The organism is Bacillus sp. DTU_2020_1000418_1_SI_GHA_SEK_038 (genome assembly GCF_032341175.1).
In the GTDB taxonomy this organism is placed as follows: domain Bacteria; phylum Bacillota; class Bacilli; order Bacillales; family Cytobacillaceae; genus Cytobacillus.
Map to the genome: position 1 here is coordinate 2,866,403 of NZ_CP135435.1, position 23,989 is coordinate 2,890,391.

General features: G+C 37.2%; 25 protein-coding genes and 1 riboswitch. Of the genes, 3 read left to right on the top strand and 22 right to left on the bottom strand.

The genetic code is table 11. The features are described 5' to 3' along the window. Positions 1-63 precede the first annotated feature (63 nt). The 4 genes from RRV45_RS14225 to RRV45_RS14240 are packed head-to-tail and all read right to left on the bottom strand — an operon-like array spanning position 64 to position 3,905. Positions 64-738, bottom strand: a complete 675-nt coding sequence (locus tag RRV45_RS14225) for a LysM peptidoglycan-binding domain-containing protein (protein WP_315665349.1) — start codon at positions 736-738, stop codon at positions 64-66. Continuing rightward, positions 735-1,349 (bottom strand): CPBP family intramembrane glutamic endopeptidase, encoded by a 615-nt coding sequence (locus RRV45_RS14230; protein ID WP_315665350.1) that lies wholly within the window; start codon positions 1,347-1,349, stop codon positions 735-737. The genes RRV45_RS14225 and RRV45_RS14230 overlap by 4 nt, the downstream gene beginning before the upstream one ends. After that, positions 1,346-2,851 carry a RecQ family ATP-dependent DNA helicase gene (locus tag RRV45_RS14235; RefSeq protein WP_315665351.1) on the bottom strand — a complete coding sequence of 502 codons (1,506 nt, stop codon included), beginning with the start codon at positions 2,849-2,851 and terminating at the stop codon, positions 1,346-1,348. The genes RRV45_RS14230 and RRV45_RS14235 overlap by 4 nt, the downstream gene beginning before the upstream one ends. Then, complete coding sequence (locus RRV45_RS14240) at positions 2,841-3,905, bottom strand: YpbB family protein (protein ID WP_315665352.1); 1,065 nt, start codon at positions 3,903-3,905, stop codon at positions 2,841-2,843. The genes RRV45_RS14235 and RRV45_RS14240 overlap by 11 nt, the downstream gene beginning before the upstream one ends. 247 nt (positions 3,906-4,152) lie before the next feature. On the opposite strand from RRV45_RS14240, the gene RRV45_RS14245 reads away from it, so the two are divergent. Then, positions 4,153-4,401, top strand: coding sequence for a ferredoxin (locus RRV45_RS14245; protein WP_315665353.1), 249 nt, complete (start codon positions 4,153-4,155; stop codon positions 4,399-4,401). A 162-nt stretch (positions 4,402-4,563) separates the two neighbouring features. Here the strand turns inward: RRV45_RS14245 and RRV45_RS14250 are convergent, their stop codons facing one another. From RRV45_RS14250 to RRV45_RS14325, 16 genes are all read right to left on the bottom strand, one after another. After that, positions 4,564-5,148: an ECF transporter S component gene (locus tag RRV45_RS14250; protein ID WP_315665354.1), complete on the bottom strand. Its 585-nt coding sequence runs from the start codon at positions 5,146-5,148 to the stop codon at positions 4,564-4,566. A gap of 162 nt (positions 5,149-5,310) precedes the next feature. Beyond that, a riboswitch (FMN riboswitch) is annotated at positions 5,311-5,527 on the bottom strand. Between the two features lie 374 nt (positions 5,528-5,901). Further along, a complete protein-coding gene (locus tag RRV45_RS14255; RefSeq protein ID WP_315665355.1) occupies positions 5,902-7,140 on the bottom strand; it encodes a hypothetical protein in 1,239 nt (412 codons plus the stop codon). Next, positions 7,118-7,669 carry an RNA polymerase sigma factor SigX gene (gene sigX, locus RRV45_RS14260; protein WP_315665356.1) on the bottom strand — a complete coding sequence of 184 codons (552 nt, stop codon included), beginning with the start codon at positions 7,667-7,669 and terminating at the stop codon, positions 7,118-7,120. Before sigX ends, RRV45_RS14255 begins: the two co-directional genes overlap by 23 nt. 213 nt (positions 7,670-7,882) lie before the next feature. After that, entirely contained in the window at positions 7,883-9,664 is a 1,782-nt protein-coding gene (locus tag RRV45_RS14265) for an ATP-binding protein (RefSeq protein ID WP_315665357.1), read from the bottom strand. Continuing rightward, entirely contained in the window at positions 9,661-10,377 is a 717-nt protein-coding gene (locus RRV45_RS14270; RefSeq protein WP_315665358.1) for a response regulator transcription factor, read from the bottom strand. Before RRV45_RS14270 ends, RRV45_RS14265 begins: the two co-directional genes overlap by 4 nt. Before the next feature lie 120 nt (positions 10,378-10,497). Continuing rightward, positions 10,498-11,679, bottom strand: a complete 1,182-nt coding sequence (gene ccsB / locus RRV45_RS14275; RefSeq protein WP_315665359.1) for a c-type cytochrome biogenesis protein CcsB — start codon at positions 11,677-11,679, stop codon at positions 10,498-10,500. 15 nt (positions 11,680-11,694) lie between these two features. Then, a complete protein-coding gene (locus RRV45_RS14280) occupies positions 11,695-13,320 on the bottom strand; it encodes a cytochrome c biogenesis protein ResB (RefSeq protein ID WP_315665360.1) in 1,626 nt (541 codons plus the stop codon). Positions 13,321-13,340: 20 nt separating this feature from the next. Next, the gene (gene resA, locus RRV45_RS14285) at positions 13,341-13,865 is read right to left on the bottom strand and encodes a thiol-disulfide oxidoreductase ResA (protein ID WP_315665361.1); all 525 of its coding nucleotides are present in this window, start codon (positions 13,863-13,865) and stop codon (positions 13,341-13,343) included. A gap of 171 nt (positions 13,866-14,036) precedes the next feature. Beyond that, a complete protein-coding gene (rluB, locus tag RRV45_RS14290; RefSeq protein ID WP_315665362.1) occupies positions 14,037-14,759 on the bottom strand; it encodes a 23S rRNA pseudouridine(2605) synthase RluB in 723 nt (240 codons plus the stop codon). Between the two features lie 149 nt (positions 14,760-14,908). Then, complete coding sequence (locus RRV45_RS14295) at positions 14,909-15,442, bottom strand: spore maturation protein (RefSeq protein ID WP_315665363.1); 534 nt, start codon at positions 15,440-15,442, stop codon at positions 14,909-14,911. 6 nt (positions 15,443-15,448) lie between these two features. Next, a complete protein-coding gene (locus RRV45_RS14300) occupies positions 15,449-16,036 on the bottom strand; it encodes a nucleoside recognition domain-containing protein (RefSeq protein WP_315665364.1) in 588 nt (195 codons plus the stop codon). Further along, positions 16,029-17,183 carry a D-alanyl-D-alanine carboxypeptidase family protein gene (locus tag RRV45_RS14305; protein ID WP_315665365.1) on the bottom strand — a complete coding sequence of 385 codons (1,155 nt, stop codon included), beginning with the start codon at positions 17,181-17,183 and terminating at the stop codon, positions 16,029-16,031. The genes RRV45_RS14300 and RRV45_RS14305 overlap by 8 nt, the downstream gene beginning before the upstream one ends. A gap of 441 nt (positions 17,184-17,624) precedes the next feature. Beyond that, positions 17,625-18,515, bottom strand: a complete 891-nt coding sequence (locus RRV45_RS14310; RefSeq protein ID WP_315665366.1) for a superoxide dismutase — start codon at positions 18,513-18,515, stop codon at positions 17,625-17,627. 110 nt (positions 18,516-18,625) lie between these two features. Further along, positions 18,626-19,045 (bottom strand): hypothetical protein, encoded by a 420-nt coding sequence (locus RRV45_RS14315; RefSeq protein ID WP_315665367.1) that lies wholly within the window; start codon positions 19,043-19,045, stop codon positions 18,626-18,628. Between the two features lie 96 nt (positions 19,046-19,141). Continuing rightward, positions 19,142-19,729, bottom strand: coding sequence for an SMC-Scp complex subunit ScpB (gene scpB / locus RRV45_RS14320; protein ID WP_315665368.1), 588 nt, complete (start codon positions 19,727-19,729; stop codon positions 19,142-19,144). Positions 19,730-19,775: 46 nt separating this feature from the next. After that, positions 19,776-20,516, bottom strand: a complete 741-nt coding sequence (locus RRV45_RS14325) for a segregation/condensation protein A (RefSeq protein ID WP_315669040.1) — start codon at positions 20,514-20,516, stop codon at positions 19,776-19,778. Between the two features lie 218 nt (positions 20,517-20,734). Between RRV45_RS14325 and RRV45_RS14330 the strand changes: the two genes are divergently transcribed. Together RRV45_RS14330 and RRV45_RS14335 are read left to right on the top strand one after the other, a co-directional pair. Then, positions 20,735-20,827 carry a YjcZ family sporulation protein gene (locus tag RRV45_RS14330; protein WP_315665369.1) on the top strand — a complete coding sequence of 31 codons (93 nt, stop codon included), beginning with the start codon at positions 20,735-20,737 and terminating at the stop codon, positions 20,825-20,827. A gap of 199 nt (positions 20,828-21,026) precedes the next feature. Beyond that, positions 21,027-21,560, top strand: a complete 534-nt coding sequence (locus tag RRV45_RS14335) for a DUF309 domain-containing protein (RefSeq protein ID WP_315665370.1) — start codon at positions 21,027-21,029, stop codon at positions 21,558-21,560. Positions 21,561-21,606: 46 nt separating this feature from the next. Here the strand turns inward: RRV45_RS14335 and RRV45_RS14340 are convergent, their stop codons facing one another. Together RRV45_RS14340 and lysA are read right to left on the bottom strand one after the other, a co-directional pair. Beyond that, the gene (locus tag RRV45_RS14340; protein ID WP_315665371.1) at positions 21,607-21,963 is read right to left on the bottom strand and encodes a GNAT family N-acetyltransferase; all 357 of its coding nucleotides are present in this window, start codon (positions 21,961-21,963) and stop codon (positions 21,607-21,609) included. A gap of 534 nt (positions 21,964-22,497) precedes the next feature. Further along, positions 22,498-23,817: a diaminopimelate decarboxylase gene (gene lysA / locus RRV45_RS14345; RefSeq protein WP_315665372.1), complete on the bottom strand. Its 1,320-nt coding sequence runs from the start codon at positions 23,815-23,817 to the stop codon at positions 22,498-22,500. Positions 23,818-23,989: the final 172 nt, after the last annotated feature.

Genomic DNA, 23,989 nt, shown 5'->3' on the forward strand with positions numbered 1-23,989 from the left:
CACTCTTTTCTACTTAATGTATGAGCTTGTACAGCATTATATGATAGGGGGAAAGGGAAACAATTATTTAGGTATTTTCAAAACTTGTCCAGCCTGTATCTCATCATTTTTTAAATTGTTTGCTTTTTTAATAATATCGATGCCTGCTTTTGATTGATAATAATTCATTGCGATTCGGAAAATGGTTTCATTAGGTTTAACAGTATGATAAATCAATTCCTTTTGTTCCGATTGCTGTTCATCTTTCACTTGTTCGTTTTCAACGGTTTCTGAAGGCTTTGCGGAACCTTTATCTTCAGAATCACTGATGACTGGAGTTTCAGAAGCTGGTATTGCCGATTCCCTATCCTCACTTTTGCCTTGGTCATTGGTGTTTACCGGATCCTCTTCTCTTTCCTCAATGATCGTTCCTTTTGCATCTTTATCTTCTAGCTCTTCAAATCCTATTGTTTCGTAACCAGTTTGTGTACTGGCTTTTTCAGCACCGCCGTTTTCATTCTTTTGCAAATAGTTATACATAGTAAAAATAGTAATTGGCAGTAAGATAAACAGTAATGCCAGAAGGCGAATAACTGGGTATTTGACCTTCCATTTATTTTTCTTTCTCTTTTCCCGGTGAAGCCTGCTTCTCGGCGGCAAGGTTTCCTTTTCCAGAACAGGGTCTTCATTATCCCAATTCCTATCAACCTTTTTCCGTAGCCGTTCAGCCTGATCCCTATAAGGGCCTTCTTTGTTCATGAAACATCCCTTCCTATGTTCCCACTTTTGGAACCTGTATTATGTCGGTATTTTATAATTAGTCCAAGCAAAAAATCAATAATAAAATGCATTAAAATGGTCACGAATAAATTGTTTGTTATTAAAAAGATATAGCCGATAAAAAAGCTTAAAACAACAACATTTAAGAACAAAAACCAATTAAATAAATAGCGGTAATGGACAATTGCAAAAATCAGACTGGAAAAAACAAGTCCAACATGTGTCTGAATTACCCCTCTGAATAATAATTCCTCGCAAAAAGCAACGGTTGCAGCGATTATAGCAATATGAAAAACACTTCGATTGCGAAAAACCCTTTCATTTAAGCCTCCATCATCGTAATATGAGGGCGGCAGGATTTTCATAAGAATTAAATCTAAAAGAACGACTGCCAATCCAGCTGTTCCCCCGATGAGTAAAATATTCATATCGCCTATCTTAAAAAGATTAAATATATCAGAAAGGCGATTAAATAATATCATACTTAAAATAACAGAAATTGATAATAGGATAAATTGCGTTAAATATAGATGAAAAAGCAGTTCTCGATCTGAGAGCTCTTTAATAATCCCTGTATATTTTTCTTTCATTTCATCCGCCTGCTTAAAAGTATTTCTCCCAAATGATCTTCCCAACTAAAAGAGAATTCGATTTTTGTTTTCTCTTCTTTATCGGTAGAAGAATAAAATATTGAATAATTAACACCGCACAGATCGCAGCAATCCTCTATCTCTATTGTCTTGTCTTCTCTAAAATACTTCAAGATATTTTTTCTGCGGCATTCCGATAACTGAGTCCAACGGAACATTTCATTTATTTTTTTCCTTTTGACCCCAATGCGTTCTTTAATAAATGACTTTATTCCGCTGCTTGATTGCTCTAGTTGATCTACCGTAACGCCTTCAAGCAAATCATGTGTAATTCGCCATTGAATATCTGTTAATCCAGAAATTCTTCTAATTTCTTCCTCAAATGCTGGCAATTTCGTTAAAGCATGCTGATTATCTCCTAGCCATTTAAAAAGCCAGTCAATCTGTTCTACTGTTGGCAGTTCTCCTTCAGCAAGCTGATACGGCAGCTGTTCATCCCCTGGCGAATACAGCAAAATAGCAAGGCTCTTCCTTCCGTCCCTTCCCGCTCGACCGATTTCCTGCAAATAGGATTCAATCTGAAGCGGCATATGGAAATGAATAATATAACGGATATTATCTTTATTAATTCCCATCCCAAACGCACTTGTCGCACAAATCACATCCAATTGACCTTGAATAAATTGCTGCTGAATTAATATTCTCGCCTCTTGTTCCATACCGCCATGGTATGCCGCAACATTAGAGACTCCGCTTTCCTTTAAGAATTCAGCTATTTGTTCAGACATTTTCTTGCTCGAAAAATAGACAATTCCTGAACCATTTAAAGTTTGGACGAGTTCAACAAGTCTTTCCTTTTTTTCTTGAAAGGAATTTATGGTTTCAACAGTAAGTGAAATATTTGGGCGGTCAACGGAATAAATAAATTCCTTCCAATTTCCCCATGACAGTGACGCAATAATATCTTCTTTAACCTCTCGTGTAGCTGTCGCAGTTAAAGCTAATGTTAGAGGGTTGCCGATTTTTTCTCTTACTTCGCCAAGCTTTAAATAATCAGGCCTGAAATCATATCCCCATTGTGAAATACAATGTGCTTCATCAATAACAAATAAAGCAATATCAAGGTCACTAAGCCTTTTTATGACATGCTCTAAGCGCAGCATCTCAGGGGAAAGGAAAATAAACTTATATTTATTTAACCGAGACAATGCACGATATTTTTCTTCTGTGGATAAAAACGAATTAAATGCAATGACCCTTTTCTCCCCATTCATCATTAATTGTTCAGCTTGATCCTGCATTAATGATAAGAGCGGAGATATAATAATCACTTGTCCACTTAATGCATATCCAGACAATTGATAACATAAAGATTTACCTGTTCCTGTTGGAAGCATGGCGATTGTATGATTCCCCTCCAGTATGGAGGAAATGACTTCCTTTTGACCTGTTCTAAATGCAGTATAGTTAAAATGATGCTGTAATAAATTTTCAAGCTTCATTTACTTCACCTGCTCTTGCTAATGTTAAGCGTATTTCAAAATAATCTGCATTTGGAACTAATTCACGAATTTGCTTTAGTTGCTTTGTGGTATTTGTTTTAACAACATCTAAAATCAATTGCTGCTTTTCATTACAAACAAAAGGAGTGATTTCAAATTTCTTATCATTCAATGCTATCTCAACAATATGATCTTCTATTGTACTTCTCTTAAGCTTTCGACTCTGAACAATTTCATTTATATCCATGCCATTCTTTAGCATTGAGAAAGTCCGTTTAGCGGTCTGAGTCAATGAAACCCGCAGCGAATCATCCGAAATAAATTTACTTAAAAGCGGAAAGGTTTCTGGTTTTAATCTGATCAATTCTAGCATAAAATGAATCAAACTTTTAAATTGGATTTGATACACGTCAAATTCCAAATTCAGCCTTTCAGCTGCCTGCAAAGGAGTAAGTCCTATAATTTTGTTCCCTGTTAGTCTCATGACGAGTATGGAAGGATCTATTTCTTTATTGCGGCCTAGACATTGGACCAACTCATTGTATAGGTTCTCACATAATTCATCTCTTTTTAAAGACGTTTGCTGTAGAAAATTCTTTACCCAATAGTGAACCTCTTTTTTTCGCTGGATAGGAAGATATTTTGTTTCTCTGCTTTTTAAATAGGACATGACCTGTACAGTAAGGGATAATCTTTCCCAAAAAAGATCGGTAACCTGATGGTACTTCAAACCATTTAGTGAAACTGGTATTGGCTGTTTCGACAAAGATTCTTCCAAAAACCTCGTACCTGTTGTTGTTAGACGATAGCCTTGCTCAGAGATTTGTCTAATGAATCCCCTATCCTTTATTCGGGCAACTATATGATCTACATTTGTTCGTTCGAGAAAAGGAAAAGAATTGAAAAGATTCGTTAATTGGAAAAAATGAGCATCTTGAATCGTTTGGGCTGATTTTTTCCCCTTCAGAAGATGTAAAATTGAATAAATGGATCGCTCTCCATCAATTTTATGTAAACAATATAAAACTATCAAATTCAAAAATGAATTCTTCATAATATCACACCATATAAGAGTTCTATTTTGGACATAATAACAATTAATCATCTCCTTTATCTTATCATGAATGTAAAATATGAGCCTCTATAATTCTGACTATTGTTAGAACCTTGTTATGATAAGCATTCTCAATACTTTTACTATTGAAATGTTTGCCATTCAGTTTTACAATAGGGGGTGAGGGATGTCTTTCCATCTTCAAAGAAGGAAATTATTTTGTTATAATCTTGGGAGGTAATTTTTCATGGCAAAATTTACAATTGTTGATAAGGAAACATGCATCGCATGTGGAGCATGCGGGGCAGCAGCACCAGATATTTATGATTACGATGACGAAGGCATTGCATTCGTTACTCTAGATGATAACCAAGGAATTGTAGAAATTCCAGATGTATTAATTGATGATATGATGGACGCTTTCGAAGGCTGCCCAACTGATTCCATTAAAGTTGCTGACGAAGCATTTGATGGCGATGCACTTAAATTCGAGTAGTAACAATTAAAGTTCAATTTTATCCACCGCTCCCTTTCCATATGAAAGGGAGCTTTTTCTTTTTTAATCAAACTGCAAAAATAGAAAAATATTTTTTGAAAACTAAATTTCCTAATAAAGCCAACAGAAAAAGCAACGGTAAGTCAGCCGTTGCTTTTTCTTTTATGCTGCATTATTATATGAACCTTGTTTGCTGATCCATGTGCTCATACGCGCAAAAATTAGCATAAATACAATAGTTATGATTAATCCTTTTACAATATTAAACGGTAAAATGCCCGTTACAATCATTGTACGCATTTCTGGAGCAGACATAGCTGGCATATTTAAGAAAAATGTATAGGCTGGCAGGATGATGAAGTAATTTAAAATACTCATCATTACAGCCATAATAGCCGTCCCAATAACTAACCCAAATGTCATGCCCTTTCTCGTTTTTAATTTGTTGTAAACATAGTAGGTAGGCAATACGAACAGGATGCCCGCAATAAAGTTAGAAATATGACCAACTGGAACTCCAGTTGCGCTTCCTGTCATAAAGTAATCTAAAATATTTTTAAATAATTCAACTAAAATGCCTGCCAGCGGACCGAAGACTAACGCAGCGATTAATGCAGGAATATCGCTAAAATCAATCATCAGAAACTGTGGAAATGGCGGCAGCGGGAAATTCAGCAGCATTAATACATATGATATACTGCTTAACATCCCAATTGAAACTAAAGCTTTTACAGAAAATCTTTTCATGTTCCTCTCTCCTTGTTAGGACTATCTCTCCTAAAGAAGAAAGGTTCAGCAGATCATGTAGCCGTCAAAAATAAAACCCTCAAGTAATATACCTGAGGGAGATTAATAAGGCTCACTAAATAAACGTTCATTATTCCAGCAATTTTTGAACGTCTGCAGAACCTCCATCTTCTCCCATCCAGACTGTACTGTCGGCTTTGGAATCGCACCAAATCCTGCCATAGCTTTAAGCTTTCACGAAGAAAAAGAATGAAATATGCCAGTTTGACCATCTTTCTCAGCTTTTTCCAATGAGTTGCTTCAGCCGTAAGGCTCGCGGGCTTAGAGAAAAAACCTCATCACCGCCGGTCGGGAATTTCACCCTGCCCCGAAGATAGACCGTATTTAATTTATTGTTACAATAAATATTATACTTGAAAACCTACGAATTGGGAAGGAATTAAATTACCCTATCCTTTTTCCGCCTTAAAGCTTGTACAAACTTCCCCCTAAAAATAACAAGCTAATAAATATCCCCATAATTCCAGCAATCATAAATCTTCTTAAATAATCCCGCATTTTTTCCTCCTGTAAACGCTAATAAGTTCTTGTCCAATATCCACAGTATGTAAAGGGAAGTTATTTTAGAACAAAAGAAAGCAAATCTGATTAATCAGCCTATTAAAAACAGGCAGAAAAACAAATTGAAGGAATTTACGAATCCCTCATGATTCCCAAAAATAAAGACGGGCCACAAATGGCTCGTCTCTAGTTCTAATTGGAAATTGTTCGCTTATTAGCTGAAACAGGAACTTTTATTTCCTGATTTAGATCAAATATACCAATTCTGTCAATATTCGCATTTTCCAGCTTTACGAATTCATAATTAAACTCTTTAGCAGTTAATAAAATTGCTTCAATTGTATGAAGAGTTTCCTCATCATTGTTTAATTGTGAACCCTTTTCAAATTTAATAATCAACTTTCCTTCTTTCGGATTTTCTTCAGTTTCGAATTGGATAGTATCTGGAATAGATGCTATTAATTTCTCCCCCGCCTGATTATTTCTCATTATCGAAAAGGCTTCTTGGATTGTGCCCTGTTTTTCAGTAAATTTATATGGGACAATAAATGGCTTTGTTTCAACATCGCTTGGAAAATAAAAATAATAAGCATCATCGCTCGATTGCTCTTTCGTTACAAATTCATCTATTTTACCGAGATGGCTAAATCCAATGCCCGGATTTCCTTCAGTCGTCAAATTAACTTTCTTAATATCAAATGAATCCATTATATAATTCATTACTTGACCTAATAGCCATTCCGTATTCGACGACATGCCATATGAATGGTTAGCTGGAACATTAAATGTCATAATCTGATTTTCCTCATCAAAATTCAAATCGGCTTGTAAAGGGTAATAGTCCGTTAATCCCCATTTTACTTCAGCCAAATTCGGCATATTTTCTAGAAATAAATCAAATTTAGACTTTTGGTCATCTTTAGGAACAATGAGGCTAATAGGAACAATAAAAGAAACATCATGATTTGGAACTGCATATGTCAGTACTTCTTTATCAATAATATCCTCCTCATATACAGCAGTTGTCTCGTCAGCCACTTCTATCGAAGTGATCCCCATTTGTTTCTCTTCTTTCTCTCTTGCCATTTCAATAGAGGCTCCATTTTCCTCTGTAACAGCAAGCTGATCTTTATTTTCTTCCAGACTCTTTTTTTCCATCATTATTTCGGATGCGGAAGATGATTTATCTGCTGTTTCCATTGAATTCTCACTAAAGCTTTGCCAGTTAAAAAGGTTGGGAACAAGGATGAAAAACAGAAGGAATGCCCCTGCAGTCGCAATACTAGGCATAATCCACATTTTTTGTTTCCGCTTTTGCATTTTGATGGCAACATGATGATAAATTTCTCTAGGATCCCGTTCATCCTTAATTCTTGGCATCTTGCCTAATAATTCTTCAAGTTGTTCTTCAGTCCATTCTGATTTTTTCATTTTCTAGAGTTCCCTCCTTCCTTTTTATTTCGTCCATATGAGCCTTTAATACCTTCAACGCTCGATGCTGAGTTGTCTTTACTTTACTTTCTGTCCATCCGAGAGCTTGGGCTGACTCTGTAATGGAAAGCTCATGAATGTATCTCATAACAATGACCATTCTTTGATCTACTGTACAATGGTCAAGGCATTTGTAAATATATTGAATTTCTTCATTTTGAACAATAATTTCTTCTGGAATGGGGTATTCATCCTTTACTTGTTGTGTAGACCAGTCGAATTTTTCAAGAAGCCGCTGCTTCCAGCCCTTCTGTTTGCGGAAAGAATCGATAGCCACGTTTCTTGCAATGGAAAACAACCAAGTCTTTTCACTGCTTTTTCCTTCGAATTTTTCATATGATTTTAGAACTCTTATATACACCTCTTGGACAAGGTCCTCGGCAAGTTCCCTATTTTTGACCATATAAAAAAGAAATTGAAAAACGTCATGATGATATTTTCTATATAATTCATCAAAAACGGAGTCCATTCGTTTCCCTCCCCGTTTAATTTAATAGTCGTAAAAATTCTAGAAAAGGTTACAAACCTGAAAACAATCCTCACGCCCTATTATCTTTTAATTTGATAAAAAAAGGAAGGATTTTTAAATAAATCCTTCCAACATAGAATTTGAAACATACATTCAAGTAAATAATATTAGATGTTTCCCATGTATCAAGAACAATCGGCATGTTTTTCTAAATTACTCTATAATTCGAGGGATAAAGAGAGAAAATGTCGTTCCTTGACCTATCTTACTCTGAACAGTTATTTGACCTTTATGTGCGTGAATAATATTCTTCGCAATAGCAAGTCCAAGACCAGTTCCGGATCGTCCCCTCGTTCTAGCTTTATCAGCTTTATAGAAGCGTTCAAAGACGAAAGGTAAATCCTCTTCGGGAATCCCTGATCCGGAATCTTCCACCTCTATATAAAGGCCCTTTTCATCATTCCTCTCTGAAACTATAACCTTGCCTAAATTTGGGGTGTGCCGAATTCCATTATCAATTAAGTTAGTTAATACTTGCTCTATTCCGTCTGGATCAAATCTTAACCAGGCCGACTGTTCACTAAGCTGTAAATCAAGATGAATTTCCTGTTCCTTTGCTAATCCCTGGAACTTACGAACTACTTTCTGCAGAAATGGTTTGACCTCGATTTCCTCCATTGTTAGCTGGATATGACCTGCTTCCATTCTTGCAAGATCTAAGAGCTCGTTCACCAACCGGCCCATTCTTAACGATTCATCATAAATGACACTTGCCATTTCTTTCTTTTCCTCATCCGTACTGGCAATATCATCGACAATGGCTTCGCTATATCCTTGCATCATGGCAATGGGTGTTCTAAGCTCATGTGAAACATTTGCAATAAAATCCTGCCTTAGCTTATCAAGCTTTCTTTCTTCAGTCATATCCCTGATAACGGCAACAGCGCCGCGGATATATTTATCATTATATAATGGACTAACAATCATTACCCAGAAACGGCCCTGAATAGAAATTTCCCCAACTTGCTCCTTCTCTGTACTTACTGCCAGCTGAAAGAGCTCCATTACCTTAGATGGTACTGCTTGAGTATCTTTCTTCACTTCATCCTGTTCGTAATACCAATTACGCAAAAAGCGGTCAGCAGGGGGATTTGTGATTAAAATCGTTCCATCTCTATTAAAAGTGATAACTCCATCCGCCATTCCACTGAGAATACTAGCAAGCTGTTCTTTTTCCTGACTAAGGGCAGCCATATTAAATTTGAGCTGCTTTCCCATTTGATTAAAGGCGATAGCCAATTCCCCCATTTCGTCTTGAGAAGGATAAGGTATCTCCGTATCAAATTTCCCTCTAGCTACCTCAAAGGCAGCTTCACGCATTTTCCGAAGAGGAGCAGTAATCCGTGTGGATAAGAAAAATGCAAAAATGGTCGTTAAAATGATGGCAACACCTGCTGCAAGAAAAATGAATTTCGTTGTTGTGCGCGTTGTTTCCTCTACAACCTCAAGCGATTGATAAATATAAACAGCCCCATTTTCACTAGTAGACCCCTTTAGTGGAACACCGATTATTAAAACCTGGGAATCATTGGTGTTTTTTTCCTTATCAGCAGTAAATACAGACATTTTCTTCACTGTTTTATTTTCAGTGATTACCTTTTCCAAGTCAGCATCCTTTGTCAGATAGGTAATGGGAAGCTTGAAGTCTTGATTATCATTTGGTGAATAATAATATTCATTTGGATTCGTCACAATTACTACTTCCGTGACATCATCCACTAATTCCCAAGAAATCTCAAGGCCAATATTCAGTTCATGTTCATCTAAAATCCTGGAAATTTTTTGGGCCGTATTTGTAAGCCCTCTTTCCATTTCGTTAATATGATAGTTTTCAAAAAACTCCAACAGCATAATAGTTAAAATAAAAAGTACTAAAGATACGAGTAAAAGAATTGTAACCCAAACTTTACCTACAACACTTCGCCAAAGCATCATTCATTAATAACCTCGAACTTGTAGCCGACACCCCAAACCGTTACAATCATTTTTGCAGCTTGCTCAGAAACTTTATTTAACTTTTCACGTAAGCGCTTAACATGTGTGTCAACAGTCCGCAGATCCCCAAAAAACTCATAATGCCACACTTCCTTGAGTAATTGTTCGCGATCAAAGACTTTATCCGGTGATTTTGCAAGGAAATACAGTAATTCATATTCTTTCGGTGTTAAACTTACCTCTTTCCCGTCAGCAAGTACTCTATGTGCATCATGATCAATGGTTAAATGAGAGAAGACAATAATATCTTTCGCAGCTGCTTCGGTTTGAATATACGTTGTTTTAGATGCACGGCGCAATAGTGCTTTAACACGTAAGACTACCTCTCTTGGGCTGAATGGCTTAACAATATAGTCATCGGTACCTGCTTCAAAGCCTTGTACTCTATTTACTTCCTCGCCTTTTGCAGTGAGCATGATAATTGGCGTAGCTTTCTTTTCTCTTAATTCCTTGCAAACTTCAATTCCATCCTTACCTGGCATCATTAAGTCGAGGAGGATGATATCGTAATCATTTGCTAGACCTTTTGTTAATGCCTCATTTCCATCTCCAGCCTCATCGATAATAAAGTTTTCTCTTTCTAAATACATCTTTAATAAACGTCTGATTCTCTCCTCGTCATCAACCACTAAAATCCTTACGTCTTTTTCCATAGCCACATATCCCCCTTTATATTTCCGCTAATGAATAGAACTTTTTGAAATAAGCCTCCACAAAGTGAAGGCTTTTTTTAGGTAAACTAAATGAATCTGATAAAAACAAAATGACCCGATTTAAGATCCTGCGTATGAATGCAAACCAGCGATTACTAGGTTAACTGCCACTAAATTAAACATGATAATAACAAAGCCGATAACGGCAAGCCATGCAGATTTTTCACCGTGCCAGCCTTTAGATAACCGGAGGTGAAGAAAGGCTGCATAGAAAAGGAATGTAATAAGTGCCCATACTTCCTTTGGATCCCATCCCCAAAAGCGAGTCCAGGCTATTTGGGCCCATATCATCGCAAATACTAAACCACCCAGCGAGAAAATTGGAAATCCAATTAGTACAGACCGATAACCAATCTCATCAACTAAATCAAGATTGATTTTTCTTACGATTGGCTGTAATGCAGCTCCTATACGTTTCCTTAGCACAAGTCTAAATAATAAATATAATATAATCCCTGCTCCTAATGACCAAATAACTGTATTTAATTTTTTCGCATTAATAATGGCAGGAACTTCAACAATTGGCTCAAACTTTCCAGCTGTAACAAGTTCACCTTCATGAGGACCCGTTATTGCAGGCATCCCATATTCGAATGTAGCATTCTGTCCTTCTTTATTAATCCAATTAAATTCAGCTTTATAATCCATTGCAGAGAAGCTGGTAGATATAATTATATAACCAAGTGTGCAGGTTAAGCCGAACATAACAACCTCTAACCAAACAGTACGTTTGCTAGATTTTGTCTGATCAACAGCTTTCACTAAATAAAGAATTCCTGCCACAAAACTAATTGATAATATCGCTTGTCCCACAGCCGTTGTTATAACGTGAATATATAGCCAGTCACTTTGCAATGCAGGAATTAGAGGTGAAATGTCTCTAGGGAACATGCTTGCATATGCAATTAGCAGCAAGGCTACTGGCATTGTAAATAATCCCAATAAAGGAGTTTTGTAAATAAAGTAAATAATAATAAAAGCACCAACGAGAGACATTCCAAAGAATGTCACAAATTCAAACATGTTGCTAACTGGGGCGTGTCCAGCTGCAATCCAACGAGTGATAAAATAGCCTAATTGAGCAACAAAGCCGATTATACTTACTAAGAGGCCAAGCTGCGCCCATCTGTTTGGCCCTTTTTTCTCGTTCCTCTTATCCTTAATTGAGCCTGCAAATAGCACAGTGGCAATAATGTAAAGAATAAAAGCTGTATATAATAAATTACCGCTTAGATTAACCAACCTAGGGTTCCCTCCTTATGCTGTTTTTTCATTTTCTGTTTGGTCAAGGGGCTCTTTAATACTAGTTCCCTCTAAAACAGCTTGTATTTCTCTCTTTAATCCGTGCCAGTTTTTATTTGTATGTCCAGCTACCCAAACCTCTCCATTTATCCTGCGAACCCATATGCGGCGGTGCGTCCAATAAGAGCCTTGAGCAACCCCAATCATGAAAATCAATCCGCCTAATGCGATGATCCAGAGTGTTAAATCTTTGCGGACAGTTAAAGCTGTAACATTTTTCGTTTCTACACCTTTAAAAGCAATTTTATAGTTGTTATCCCCAAATGGCTCGATTGTCTGACGGATGGCTACAAAACTGATTTCTCCTTCTGGCTTATCTGGAGTAATCATTTTAAATACGAAAGCAGGATTGTTAGGAATTCTCGATTTTGTTATTGGCTCTCCACTTTTATCAAATTCAAAGTCTGGGAAATAACTCATAACTTCAACAGAATACCCTTTTCCTAAATCATATTTATCCTTTGGATCAAATAAATCTACTGTTAGATTTCCGTATTCCTCATTCGTTTGTTTATTAGCAAGAGCAAAAGTCATTTTATTTAGTTCATCAAGTTTATATTCAACTTGATATAAGGCAAAGCTTTCAAACTTTAATGGATCGTTTACACGAATCTCGTAATCCTTTACTTTTTCGAGCTCAGGCTTTTCCCCAGCAATTGCTTCCCCTTTTCTTTTGTATAGAGTTACATTAGATTGGAAATTTTTAGCGACCATTCCGGTTTTTTCAAGCGCAGCATCAAAAACCTCTTTATCTTTATCTTTCTCATAAACTTCAAGGATAAAACGGTCATTTTTCAAGTAATATTCCCCGTGCGTTTCCGGAATAACTTTCGTTTCACCTTCACGAAGCCACAGGACCTTGTCAACATACATGCCAGGGACAAAACGAAGCATCCCGCCAATTAGAAAAATTATTAAGCCAATATGGTTAACATAAGGGCCCCATCTTGAAAACCGCCCTTTTTCAGCAAGGATATTTCCCTCTTCTTCGCGAATATTGTATCGTTTAGCTTTCAACTTTTCTTTTACTTTTTCATATGAATGATCAAGATTTGTTACTTCCGAAATGCCAAACAGGCGCTGACGCTTTAAGAATCCTTCATGTCTGGTAACACGCTGAGCCTTTAAAGCGCGATAAAGCGGAATAACGCGGTCTAAGCTACAAATAACAAGTGAAATCCCTATTGATGCAATTAATATTAAATACCACCAAGAGCTGTAAAGATTATGGAACCCAAGCTCATAATATAACTTACCAATCCATCCATACTGATCTTCATAATACTCGTTAGCAGGCATAACAGGCGGAATATACATTTCTTGTGGCAGTATAGTTCCAAGTGCAGAGGCAACTAGTGTGATAACAATCAGCCACACCCCAACCTTCACGGATGAAAAGAAATTCCAAACTTTATCTACAATTGTCTTGTTGTAAGTTTGCGAACGGCGGGCACTCCCCTCATAGCGCATATCTACAAGTTTCTTCTCTTTCTCATGCTCTTCAAGAATTCTCCCGCATGCTTCACAAAGAATCGTTCCATGCGGGTTTACATGTCCGCATTCACATTTTACGTCTTTCATTTTTAAAAACTCCCTATATCTTATGGTTTAACCTGCTCCATCATATCTCTAATCATGTCTTCTGAAAGCTCTCCGGTATGATATTTAACGACTTTTCCATCCTTATCAATCATATATGTAGCAGGAAGAGGACTTATTTTATATGCGGTTTGCACTTGACCATCCGTATCTTTTAATATAGGAAAAGTTAAGTTATGTTTATCTGAAAATTTCTGTACAGCCAGATCCGATTCACCTACATTGACAGCTAGAATCGTTACGCCTTTGTCTTTAAATTCCTTATATTGATTATCCATATAAGGCATCTCACGTTCACATGGCTTACACCAAGTACCCCAGAAATTTAAAAAGACCCCTTGTCCTTCATAATCGGATAAACGATGTTTTTCACCGTTCATATCCATAAGGACAAAATCAGGTGCTTTTTCACCAATTGCTACTTTCTTAACATCATCCTTCGTAAAGTTTGCATATAAAGTGTAAGCGACAGTGGCGCCTAATATAAGCAATATGATTGTCCTTATAACTAAACGCTTTTTTTTCATTCATATATCCCCTTTTAAAACATGATTCATGAAGCTTTATGCACCCATTATTTCTATGATAACTAACGAGAATAACAGAGAAGCTCCTATTAATTATAGCATTTATCACCATTATGATAATGTTTACAATATGAAGGAAGTGTGACTATTCTATGAAATTTAATTAAAAACCTATTTTGCTTGAGCAAGTACACGGAGCTGTTTTACTTCATGAGCTGTTAATTCTCTCGCTTCTCCTGCTTTTAGCCCATGAAGTGTAAGTGTTCCATATCTTTCGCGTTTTAATTTCATTACTGGGTGTCCAATTGCTTCAAGCATTCTTCTTACTTGGCGGTTTCGTCCTTCATGGATTGTTAGTTCGATAATGGCTGTTTGCTTCTTCTTATCCATCGATAGCATTTTTACGCGTGCAGGTGCTGTCATTCCATCTTCCAGCTTAATACCTTTTTCCAAACTTCGCGTTTTTTCACGTGATGGAATTCCTTTTACCTTCGCTACATATACCTTCTCTACTTGGCTTTTCGGATGCATAAGTAAATTGGCAAATTCCCCATCGTTCGTTAGTAAAAGAAGGCCAGATGTATCATAATCTAACCGGCCAACTGGGTAAATTCTCTGTTCAATATTTGCTAAATAATCTGTAACAACTTTTCTGCCTTTGTCATCTTGAACACTGGAAATAACTCCCCTTGGTTTATAAAGAAGGAAATATACCGGCTCTTCCCTTTCAATAGGAATTCCGTTTACCTCCACTTTATCAGAGGAAGTAACTTTGACACCAAGCTCCTTCACAATTTTACCGTTTACTTTAACATGTCCTTCAACAATTAACTGCTCAGCCTTTCTTCTTGAAGCAAAACCAGCATGTGCAATCACTTTTTGTAATCTTTCCAATTATGTCACCCCAACTTAAAATGCTTTCATATAAGGATTTTACCTAATTCTATCCTTTTGAATTATGACATAAATCAAGCTTTTTTCAAAGTAAGGGTTTTTTAGCAAAAAAAAGATACCATTTCGGAGGTATCTTCGTACAAAACTATTTACATACCGAAAACAAGTGTCACGACAATGATAGCTGCAATTATTCCGACCAAATCTGCCAATAATCCCACTTTTAATGCATCCCCCATTTTTTTTATTCCAACTGCTCCAAAATAAACAGTTAAAACATAAAATGTCGTATCTGTGCTTCCTTGAAGGACGGATGCAAGACGGCCTATGAAAGAATCAGGTCCGTATGTAGCGATAAGATCACTTGTCATGCCAAGTGCAGCAGAGCCTGAAATCGGGCGGATAATAGCAAGTGGAAAGATTTCAGGAGGTACACCAATTGCTTCAAGTGCTGGCCTAATTAACTCAACGAAATATTCCAAAGCCCCTGATGCACGAAAGATGGAGATCGCAACTAGCATGCCAACAAGAAAAGGTATGATCGATACAGCAATTTTTATTCCTTCTTTTCCCCCGTCTACAAAGCTTTCATAAGTGGGAACACGCTTAATAGTCCCATATAATAATATGAAGCCAATAAGGACGGGAATAAACCATAGAGAGATAACAGATACAATTTGCATGCAGCTTCATCCTTTTCTTGTTCTTCGATAATAGAAATACCGATCAATTAAGATAGCCCCGATAGCCGAGCTTATGGATGCAATTAATGTTGGACCGACAATCTCTGTTGGTGAAACGGATTCATACTTCATCCGTATGGCAATAACCATCGTTGGAATAAGGGTGATGCTTGACGTATTTATAGCAAGGAAAGTGATCATCGAGCGGGTAGCTTCATTTTTTCCTCCGTTTAAATTTTTTAATTCTTCCATTGCCTTTATCCCAAGAGGTGTGGCTGCATTTCCTAACCCGAACATATTTGCCATCATATTGGATAGAATATACCCCATTGCTGGATGATTTGTAGGTACCTCGGGAAAGAGCCGTTTTACTATCGGTTTAAAAACTTGAGAAAGTTTATTTAATAGCCCAGCATTCTCTGCAATTTTCATCATTCCTAACCAGAATACGAGAATACTAATTAAGCCAATACAGAGGGTAACAGCCTCAGCTGCACCTTTGAAAACCGCCTCATTTACTTCATTCATCGTCCCATTTACCATAGCAAAAACAATGCCAATTAACGCCATCAATGCCCAAATAATATTAATCATTGTCTTTCACACCAACGATAGAAATAAAAATATTTCTAAAAATGCCAAAAAAGGAACCCTTCTCTTTCGTTCTTTCCTGTTTAAAATAGATAGGTAATGTTTTTAATGGGCGGTTATCAAAATAAACAGTCGCCTTACCAACAATATCAGGAATGTTCTCTCCGTCCTCCCACTTCCTGTCGGGCTTCATCATTTTATATTCAATCTCGAAAAGGTCTTTCTCATCCCTTGTAATGGGGTAATTGAAACCAGCCTCCAAAAACACTTTCTTTTTATAAACCTTGTCCTTTATTTCCTTAATGATACCCTTCGGCAAAACCTCTGTTAAACTGTAGTTTTTAAAACCCATTTCATACATTTGGATATGATCATTCCAATCCGATTGTCCAGTCGCATTTAACGTTACAGCGATTAAATCAAGCTCTCCCTTGGAAGCAGTTGTGACTAAAGTCCGTTTTGCCCGCTTCGTAAATCCGGTTTTTCCGCCTGTACAATATTCATAATCTGAAAGTAAGCGATTTTTATTCGTCCATTTTCGATCCCAGCTTTCATTAGGATGCGGTGTCTTATGAACTTTTGTACCGGAAATTTTGCCATATTCTTTATTATTCATTGCATAACGGGTTAATAATGCCATATCATACGCTGTTGAATAGTGATTTTCATGATCATCGAGCCCATGGGGGTTCGCGAAATGGGTATTTTCCATTCCAATTTCCTCCGCTTTTTGATTCATTAAAAAAACAAAGCCGTCTAAGCTCCCCCCAATATGTTCTGCAATGGCAACTGCCGCATCATTCCCTGAACGGAGCATCAAACCATAAACTAAATCCTCCAATTTAATTTTCTCCCCAGGTATTAAATAAATGGATGATCCCTCTGCCCTCACTGCTTTCTCACTAACCTTCACCATCTCGTCCATTTTCCCCGATTCAATGGCCAAAATCGCAGTCATAATTTTAGTGATGCTGGCTATTCTTCTCGGTGTAAACGCATCTTTTTCAAATAATATTCTTCCAGATCCCTGCTCCATCACAATAGCACTGCGCGCACTTACATTAACAGAAGCTTTTGCCTTCTGCGGAATCAATCCGGCTAAGAGTACAGCTATCAATGGAAAGATCAAAAGATTTTTAAATTTTTTCATTGTAAAACCCCGTCTCCTGTAGCATTTCTTATGTCTAGCTCCTGCACCTAGGAGCCCGAGCTTTCTTTTTGTCTAGCTCCAGCGCCTAGCCCCAACGTATAGGACGTACTAGTGTCGACATTGCGACAGGACGTCGCGTTTTTGTCGACCTCGAGGTCATAAGCCAATTAGTCAAGAAGGGAAGGAACACCCCTTCTCGCCTGCTTGGCTTATGCTTGTCGGGGCTGGACACAAAGGAAAGCTTCTGCGAATATTCATCGCAGGAACAATTGTCCTTTGATTGTTCCGAAGTCGCTTCCGCTTTTCTTAGTACAATTTTATGCGGGACAAGCGGGGTTATGACAAAAAACACGAACTTGAGGGCAGTACCTCTTCGTAAATAAGAAGTGTTTAAAAAACAGAAAAGCGAAAAACTAAATGTTTTCCGCTAACTCTAATCGATTAATATGGTTTCCATTTTAGCTCTGATGCGATTCGGAAACGCTCCTCAACATTTTTCCAATTCACAAGATTCCACCAGTTATTTACATAATCACCACGATTATTTTTGTATTGCAGATAATAGGCATGCTCCCAAACATCCAGAACTAATAACGGGATCGTGTCCCATTGGGTTAAAATCATATGCCTTTCAGATTGGAGAATTTCAAGATGACGAGATCGTGGGGACCATACGAGTATAGCCCAGCCAACACCTTCGACTCCCTTAGCTGCTTCACTGAAATGCTTCTTGAATGATTCAAAGCCTCCAAAATATTTCTCTATTTCTTTCAACAAACCTCCGGATGGTTTCCCCCCGCCTTTAGGCTTCATATTACTCCAAAAAATTGTGTGCAAATAGTGGCCAGATCCATGGAATGCCAGTTCCCTTGACCAATGTTTCACTAGTGAAAAATCTCCGGTTTTCCTTGCTTCATGCAACGCAGTTTCTGCTTTATTTAAGCCATCAACATACGATTTATGATGTTTGTCATGGTGTAGCCTCATAATTTCTTCTGATATATAGGGCTCGAGCGCATTATATGGATATGGAAGCGGGGGAAGCGTATGGTTGCCTGCTGCTACATTCGGTTCGTGCATATAAATGGTCCCGATCTGCTGCCTTTCATGAAAATATTTCTCTAAGTCCGAATGAAGCTCATCAACATGATTTTGTAAAACAGAAAGCTCCTCAATACTTTGCGGGCTCTTAATCCCTTCCATGATATCTGTTAGGCGCTCCAGTTTGTTCCAAAGTTCCGATTTCCCTTCAGTATCCTCCGATTCGAGAAATGCACGCATCTCTTGATTCCACTTAAATACTTCTTGAATATACTCATCCAGACGGCCCATACTGATCCCTCTTTCCTGCTTTTTCTATGTCCGCTTCTATCGTATGAGCAACTGCATGAAAAATTGCATAAAAAAAAGCAGCTATAGGGCTGCTTTTCTAATTTATTATTCTATTTGGGCTGGACAATATATTCTAATGGTGAGCGGAGATGATAGCTTTTTTGACTCACCAAAGCTTCAAAAATGGCAGGGAGTTTAGAGAAATCTATATCCTGAAAATAGGAAGCAAACTCCATTTGTGTATTTATGTAGACCCGTTTGCGGTGGCGGAAGCCAGGGTTTTTCAATAAACATACAAGAGCAACAATATCTTTCAATTCCACTGCCCTCTCGCCTGCAGTAAAAATTGGATTCGATTCAAACGGTGTAAATTCACTTAACAAGTCCTCAAAATAGCGGACATACAATACATGCAAAGTTTTTTCTACACCATCTTCTTCAAAAGTAATTTCACTTCGATTAAAGAAATCCTCTGAAGTATTCGATTTTTCTTTTTCGAGCTCATAGCCATTACACTGATTAATGATCATGTAAAACCCTCCCAGAACTATATCCCCATATGTAATAATGTTATAATTCGATATAGTTATATTTTAACATAAATTACATGAGATAAATGACTAAACTCAAGATTCTAATGTTTCCTGGAATTTCCCGAAAAATAAATCTGCATCCTCCTGCAGGAAATCATCCCCGTCAATTTTTTCTGGAAGTGGCGGCAGTTCTTCTATTCGCTTTAAGCCAAAATAATCAAGGAACTCCTTAGTCGTTCCATATAAATAGGCTCTCCCCGTACCTTCAGCCCTTCCTACTTCTTTAATAAGGGCTTTTGCAGCTAAAGTATGCAGGGGGCGCTCTGTTTTGACCCCTCTAATTTCTTCTATTTCCGCTCTCGTTATTGGTTGTTTATATGCAATAATGGCAAGTGTCTCTAGTGCAGCCTGAGAGAGACCTGAAGTTGTCGGAGTGACGACCAGTTTCTTAAGGTAATCGGAGTTTTCTTTCTTCGTTGCCAGCTGGAAGGTTCCAGCTAGCTCAACGATTGTAATCCCTCGTGAAGAATCAGTGTAATCCTCCATTAATTCTTTCATAATTGATTCAGCCTGTATTTCATCGATCTCTAGGACAATGGAGATTTGTTTTAAAGACAGACCTTCATCCCCGGCTGCGAAAAGAAGGCTCTCTGCAATGCTTTTCCAATTGATTACTTCCAAGTATCTATGCCCCCTTTATTGTACAATCATTTGTTTAACCGTAAAGCTATACAATCATTAGGAATATTTCCGAGAAATTTTTCTCCTGTTCTATATGTATCTCTTTCCGTTTAATGAGCTCTAAAACAGCAAGAAATGTGACAACAATATGTTCCCGGTCAGAGACTGTAAACAAATCGTTAAAGCTTTTTCTGCCTTTAATTCCCTTTAAATCATCTAAAATCTCAGCCATTCGTTTTTCAATTGGAATTTCCTGGCGGGAAATTTTTGTTGTCACTGGCTTCTGCAGCTTTTGCCTTCGCAATAGCTTTTGAAACGCACCGAGCATGTCATATAGAGACACATTCAAATCCGTTTTTTCAGTTTGAACTTCCTTAACATAATCGGATAGGTCGCTTGGAGGCTTTGTAAACATCAAGCCTCTTTCCTGTTCCATTTCCTTTAGTTCAACAGCCACTTCTTTATATTTACGGTATTCGATTAATTTCTCGACTAGCTCGTCCATTGGGTTCTCTTCTTGTTGAATGGAAAGCTCATCATCAAATAACTCCTCATCATGCTTAGGAAGGAGCATTTTACTTTTTATGGCTAGAAGTGTTGCGGCCATCACTAAATATTCACTTGCAACATCTAATTGAAGCTCTTGCATTGTATGGATATATAATAAATATTGCTCCGTAATCTCTGCCACTGGAATATCATATATATCGATTTCAAGTCGGTGGATCAGATGAAGCAGCAAATCGAGCGGTCCTTCAAACGCGTCAATCTTTACATTATAATGCATGACATCCTGCATAAAATATTCACCAAAATTTCTATTTAAATTCCCAGTTAACACTATTATAAGTATAAATTATTCATTGTTGTTATCCAATAGAAATTTAAACCTTATTCATTCAACGAAATTGGAAGAAAAAACATTTCATTCGCCCAAACCATTTAACATTTGCCTACATATGATGATTTTGAACAAATAATTGAAATAAATAGGAGGTATAAGGTATGTCAAATGTAGGCTTTGGGCACACAGGATTTGCTCTGATTGTCGTGTTGTTTATCCTATTAATTATTGTGGGTGCTTCTTGGTGCTTCTAATGAAGTAGGCAGATTAAATTTCTGAAGACCTCATAAAGCTTCGGAGATTATAATATGATTAGCTTGGCAAGATTTAAAGTGAACCCGGTTGTAAGCCGGGTTTTTATTATTGAAATATGGAAATAATCATGGTTGAGAAGCCTAATTCGCATCCATTCTTATGTTAGAATAGACATTAACATCATTGGGGGTGAAAGCCGTGTATCCAAATGAATATATTGATTATTTAATTCATTTCCATGGAGATCGGGATTATTTTGAGTGTCATGAAATCCTTGAGGAATATTGGAAAAAGGTTGATCCAAAGAATAAGCATTCCATTTGGGTTGGTCTTATATTATTGGCTGTTTCTAATTATCATCATCGGCGCGGGAACATTGGCGGTGCTAAAAGAACACTAGAAAAATCCATCCAAATTCTCCAAAAGAACCGGGGGCAAATAGAACATTTGGGCCTTAACAAAGAAAAGTTTCTGCTAGAATTAGAAAAAAGGCAAGCTAGCCTCTTAGAAGGCAGCCAATACACTAGCTATAATTTTCCGATAATGGATACCTCTTTACTTACCAGCTGCAAGGATAAATGTATACAAGCAGGGCTAAACTGGTGTGAAGATAGCGATTTAAATAATGAAGACATAATTCACCGGCATTCACTGAGAGATCGACGCCAAGTCATCCAAGAACGATTAATGGCTTTAAATACAAAAGCGCAGGAGCTGGATGCAAAAAAATAGCAATCGGTATTGATCCGATTGCTCGAGCCTAATTTTTTAAGGAATTTTATACATCAGTATTTAAATCACATTTATTCAAAAAAGAATCAGTCATCTCATTGGATCTTAACTCTTTTTCGGCAAACATTTCTTTCAATGCTTTAACCATTGCCTTTCCAATGCCTTGATGCCTATGTGAAGGATTGACTGAAATATGCTCAATCATAGCAGAATCATCCAGAAATGAAACACCGATTAAGCCAATAATATCGTCCCCGTCCTTCCAGAGAAATAATTGCTTGTTTTCAGCCGTTTCATATTGCTTCATTGTCTGCTGTAAAACCTTCAGATCCTTTTCATTTGGCATAAATGATAAAAGTCCCATAGCAATCTTTTCAAAAGCCTTTTTATATCGAATTAACATATTATCCCTCATTATTAGTAAAACTTAGTGTTGGCTTGCCAATTTGCTCATACTCCGTTTTACTTATGCGATATTTTAATTGGAATCCCTTTTATTTACGAGAGTTCCATATTATCACCATGATGATTAGTCTTTATAGCGTGTTAGATTAGTTTCACACATGCAAATATTGAGCTAGTTTTTAATTTCTATCCCTATTTTCTCCAAATATTCATCATTTCAAACTTGTTAATAATATATGTACAAAACTTCTCTTTGTTCCCTCGCGAGTGCTATTTATTCAGCTTTACACCTTTTACAGTTTTCAAAGCCGATTCACTTAGATGGAACAATGACGAACCAATAAAAAAGCCCCCATGCCAGGCTGCCTATTAAGAATAAAACGAAAAGAAGCCAATTATTTTTCTTCATATACCCTTGGTTGCCCCTCCTAAAGAAATCTTAAAAACAATGGACAACTTCATTTTACACGATAGAGAATATTATTTCCATGCTACATACTGAAAATAACGTAAAGCTGCCTAAAAGGGCAGCTTAACTGTTTATTTTTTCTTTAATTGAAAGATCCATTCTTATTAAATCATCATATGTTTCCCGTTTCACAACAAGTTTCGCTTCCCCATTCTCGACAAATACGACAGCAGGTCTTGGGAGACGATTATAGTTATTAGCCATTGCATAACCATAAGCTCCTGTACAAAATACAGCTAATAAATCATCGCTATCCGATTTTGGAAGGGGAAGATCCCAAATAAGCATGTCACCTGATTCACAGCACTTTCCTGCAATCGAGACAGTTTCCTCCGTCTTTTCATTCGCTCTATTGGCTAGAACAGCCTCATACTTCGCCTGATACAGTGCAGGGCGAATATTATCGCTCATCCCGCCATCAACTGCCACATATTGGCGAACATTTGGCACTTCTTTTCTAGAGCCGATTTTGTAGAGAGTCGTTCCTGCATCTCCAACTAAAGATCTTCCTGGCTCGATCCATATTTCAGGCATCTTCATGGAGTAATTTTCTGCCTGTTGTTTCACTTCTTCAATAATCTCGGCAACATATTGTGCCGCTGGCAAAGGCTTATCCTCATCCGTATAGCGGATTCCAAAGCCTCCGCCTAAGTTTAACACCTCGGACTCATAAGAGAAAGATTCCTTCCATTCATGCAATTTTTCAAAAAGCTTCTTAGCGGCCAAAATAAAGCCTGTTGTTTCAAATATTTGCGACCCGATGTGACAATGAAGTCCTAATACTTCGATTCTCTCAAAATCAAGGGCCATTTTAAGAGCCTTTTCTGCTTGGCCATTTTGCAAATCAAAACCAAATTTAGAATCAGCTTGTCCTGTTAAAATATAATCATGGGTATGCGCTTCAATTCCAGGAGTCACTCTTAATAAAATTTTTGTGCTCATTTTCAAGGTTTGGCAAAGCGAATTTAATAACTCCAGCTCATAAAAGTTATCAACAACAATACAGCCAATCTCATGCTTTAGTGCCATTTCAAGTTCTTCCTTGCTTTTATTGTTTCCGTGAAAATGAATACGCTCCCTAGGAAAATCCGCTGCTAAAGCTGTATATAATTCACCGCCTGAAACAACATCTAAAGATAGTCCTTCTTCCTCTGCCAATTGAACCATCGCAATTGTTGAAAAAGCCTTGCTTGCATAGGCAACCTGAGCCGGTACCTTTAAATTTTCAAATGTTTGTTTAAAACCCCTTGCCCGCTCTCTTATTAACGATACATCATAAATATATAATGGTGTTCCATATTTCTTAGCAAGTTCAACCGTGTCTATTCCGCCTATTTCAAGATGACCTTTAGAATTAACTTTTGATGTCCCATGTAAATACATATTTTCCCCTCTTCCTAAAAGCACAGTTGTTTACATGCCTTAAATTTATTTTATTCACTTGTTATGAGGCTTGATAATCAAATCCGCCATTCTCTTCTTTTTTAGCTTCATTCCTAAGAAATAAATAGACAGAATCCCAAGAGATACTGTCTACTTTCATATTCTATTGAAA

Excerpts from the sequence above, each read along its gene's own strand:
- RRV45_RS14325 (WP_315669040.1), bottom strand. The coding sequence starts at position 20,516 with ATGCATTATAATGTAAAGATTGACGCGTTTGAAGGACCGCTCGATTTG.
- RRV45_RS14225 (WP_315665349.1), bottom strand. The coding sequence starts at position 738 with ATGAACAAAGAAGGCCCTTATAGGGATCAGGCTGAACGGCTACGGAAA.
- RRV45_RS14265 (WP_315665357.1), bottom strand. The coding sequence starts at position 9,664 with ATGATGCTTTGGCGAAGTGTTGTAGGTAAAGTTTGGGTTACAATTCTT.
- RRV45_RS14235 (WP_315665351.1), bottom strand. The coding sequence starts at position 2,851 with ATGAAGCTTGAAAATTTATTACAGCATCATTTTAACTATACTGCATTT.
- RRV45_RS14245 (WP_315665353.1), top strand. The coding sequence starts at position 4,153 with ATGGCAAAATTTACAATTGTTGATAAGGAAACATGCATCGCATGTGGA.
- RRV45_RS14295 (WP_315665363.1), bottom strand. The coding sequence starts at position 15,442 with ATGCAAATTGTATCTGTTATCTCTCTATGGTTTATTCCCGTCCTTATT.
- RRV45_RS14270 (WP_315665358.1), bottom strand. The coding sequence starts at position 10,377 with ATGGAAAAAGACGTAAGGATTTTAGTGGTTGATGACGAGGAGAGAATC.
- RRV45_RS14280 (WP_315665360.1), bottom strand. The coding sequence starts at position 13,320 with ATGAAAGACGTAAAATGTGAATGCGGACATGTAAACCCGCATGGAACG.
- RRV45_RS14255 (WP_315665355.1), bottom strand. The coding sequence starts at position 7,140 with ATGAAAAAATCAGAATGGACTGAAGAACAACTTGAAGAATTATTAGGC.
- lysA (WP_315665372.1), bottom strand. The coding sequence starts at position 23,817 with ATGTATTTACATGGGACATCAAAAGTTAATTCTAAAGGTCATCTTGAA.
- RRV45_RS14330 (WP_315665369.1), top strand. The coding sequence starts at position 20,735 with ATGTCAAATGTAGGCTTTGGGCACACAGGATTTGCTCTGATTGTCGTG.
- sigX (WP_315665356.1), bottom strand. The coding sequence starts at position 7,669 with ATGGACTCCGTTTTTGATGAATTATATAGAAAATATCATCATGACGTT.
- RRV45_RS14250 (WP_315665354.1), bottom strand. The coding sequence starts at position 5,148 with ATGAAAAGATTTTCTGTAAAAGCTTTAGTTTCAATTGGGATGTTAAGC.
- resA (WP_315665361.1), bottom strand. The coding sequence starts at position 13,865 with ATGAAAAAAAAGCGTTTAGTTATAAGGACAATCATATTGCTTATATTA.
- RRV45_RS14305 (WP_315665365.1), bottom strand. The coding sequence starts at position 17,183 with ATGAAAAAATTTAAAAATCTTTTGATCTTTCCATTGATAGCTGTACTC.
- RRV45_RS14300 (WP_315665364.1), bottom strand. The coding sequence starts at position 16,036 with ATGATTAATATTATTTGGGCATTGATGGCGTTAATTGGCATTGTTTTT.
- RRV45_RS14315 (WP_315665367.1), bottom strand. The coding sequence starts at position 19,045 with ATGATCATTAATCAGTGTAATGGCTATGAGCTCGAAAAAGAAAAATCG.
- RRV45_RS14310 (WP_315665366.1), bottom strand. The coding sequence starts at position 18,515 with ATGGGCCGTCTGGATGAGTATATTCAAGAAGTATTTAAGTGGAATCAA.
- RRV45_RS14230 (WP_315665350.1), bottom strand. The coding sequence starts at position 1,349 with ATGAAAGAAAAATATACAGGGATTATTAAAGAGCTCTCAGATCGAGAA.
- RRV45_RS14340 (WP_315665371.1), bottom strand. The coding sequence starts at position 21,963 with ATGTTAATTCGATATAAAAAGGCTTTTGAAAAGATTGCTATGGGACTT.
- RRV45_RS14240 (WP_315665352.1), bottom strand. The coding sequence starts at position 3,905 with ATGAAGAATTCATTTTTGAATTTGATAGTTTTATATTGTTTACATAAA.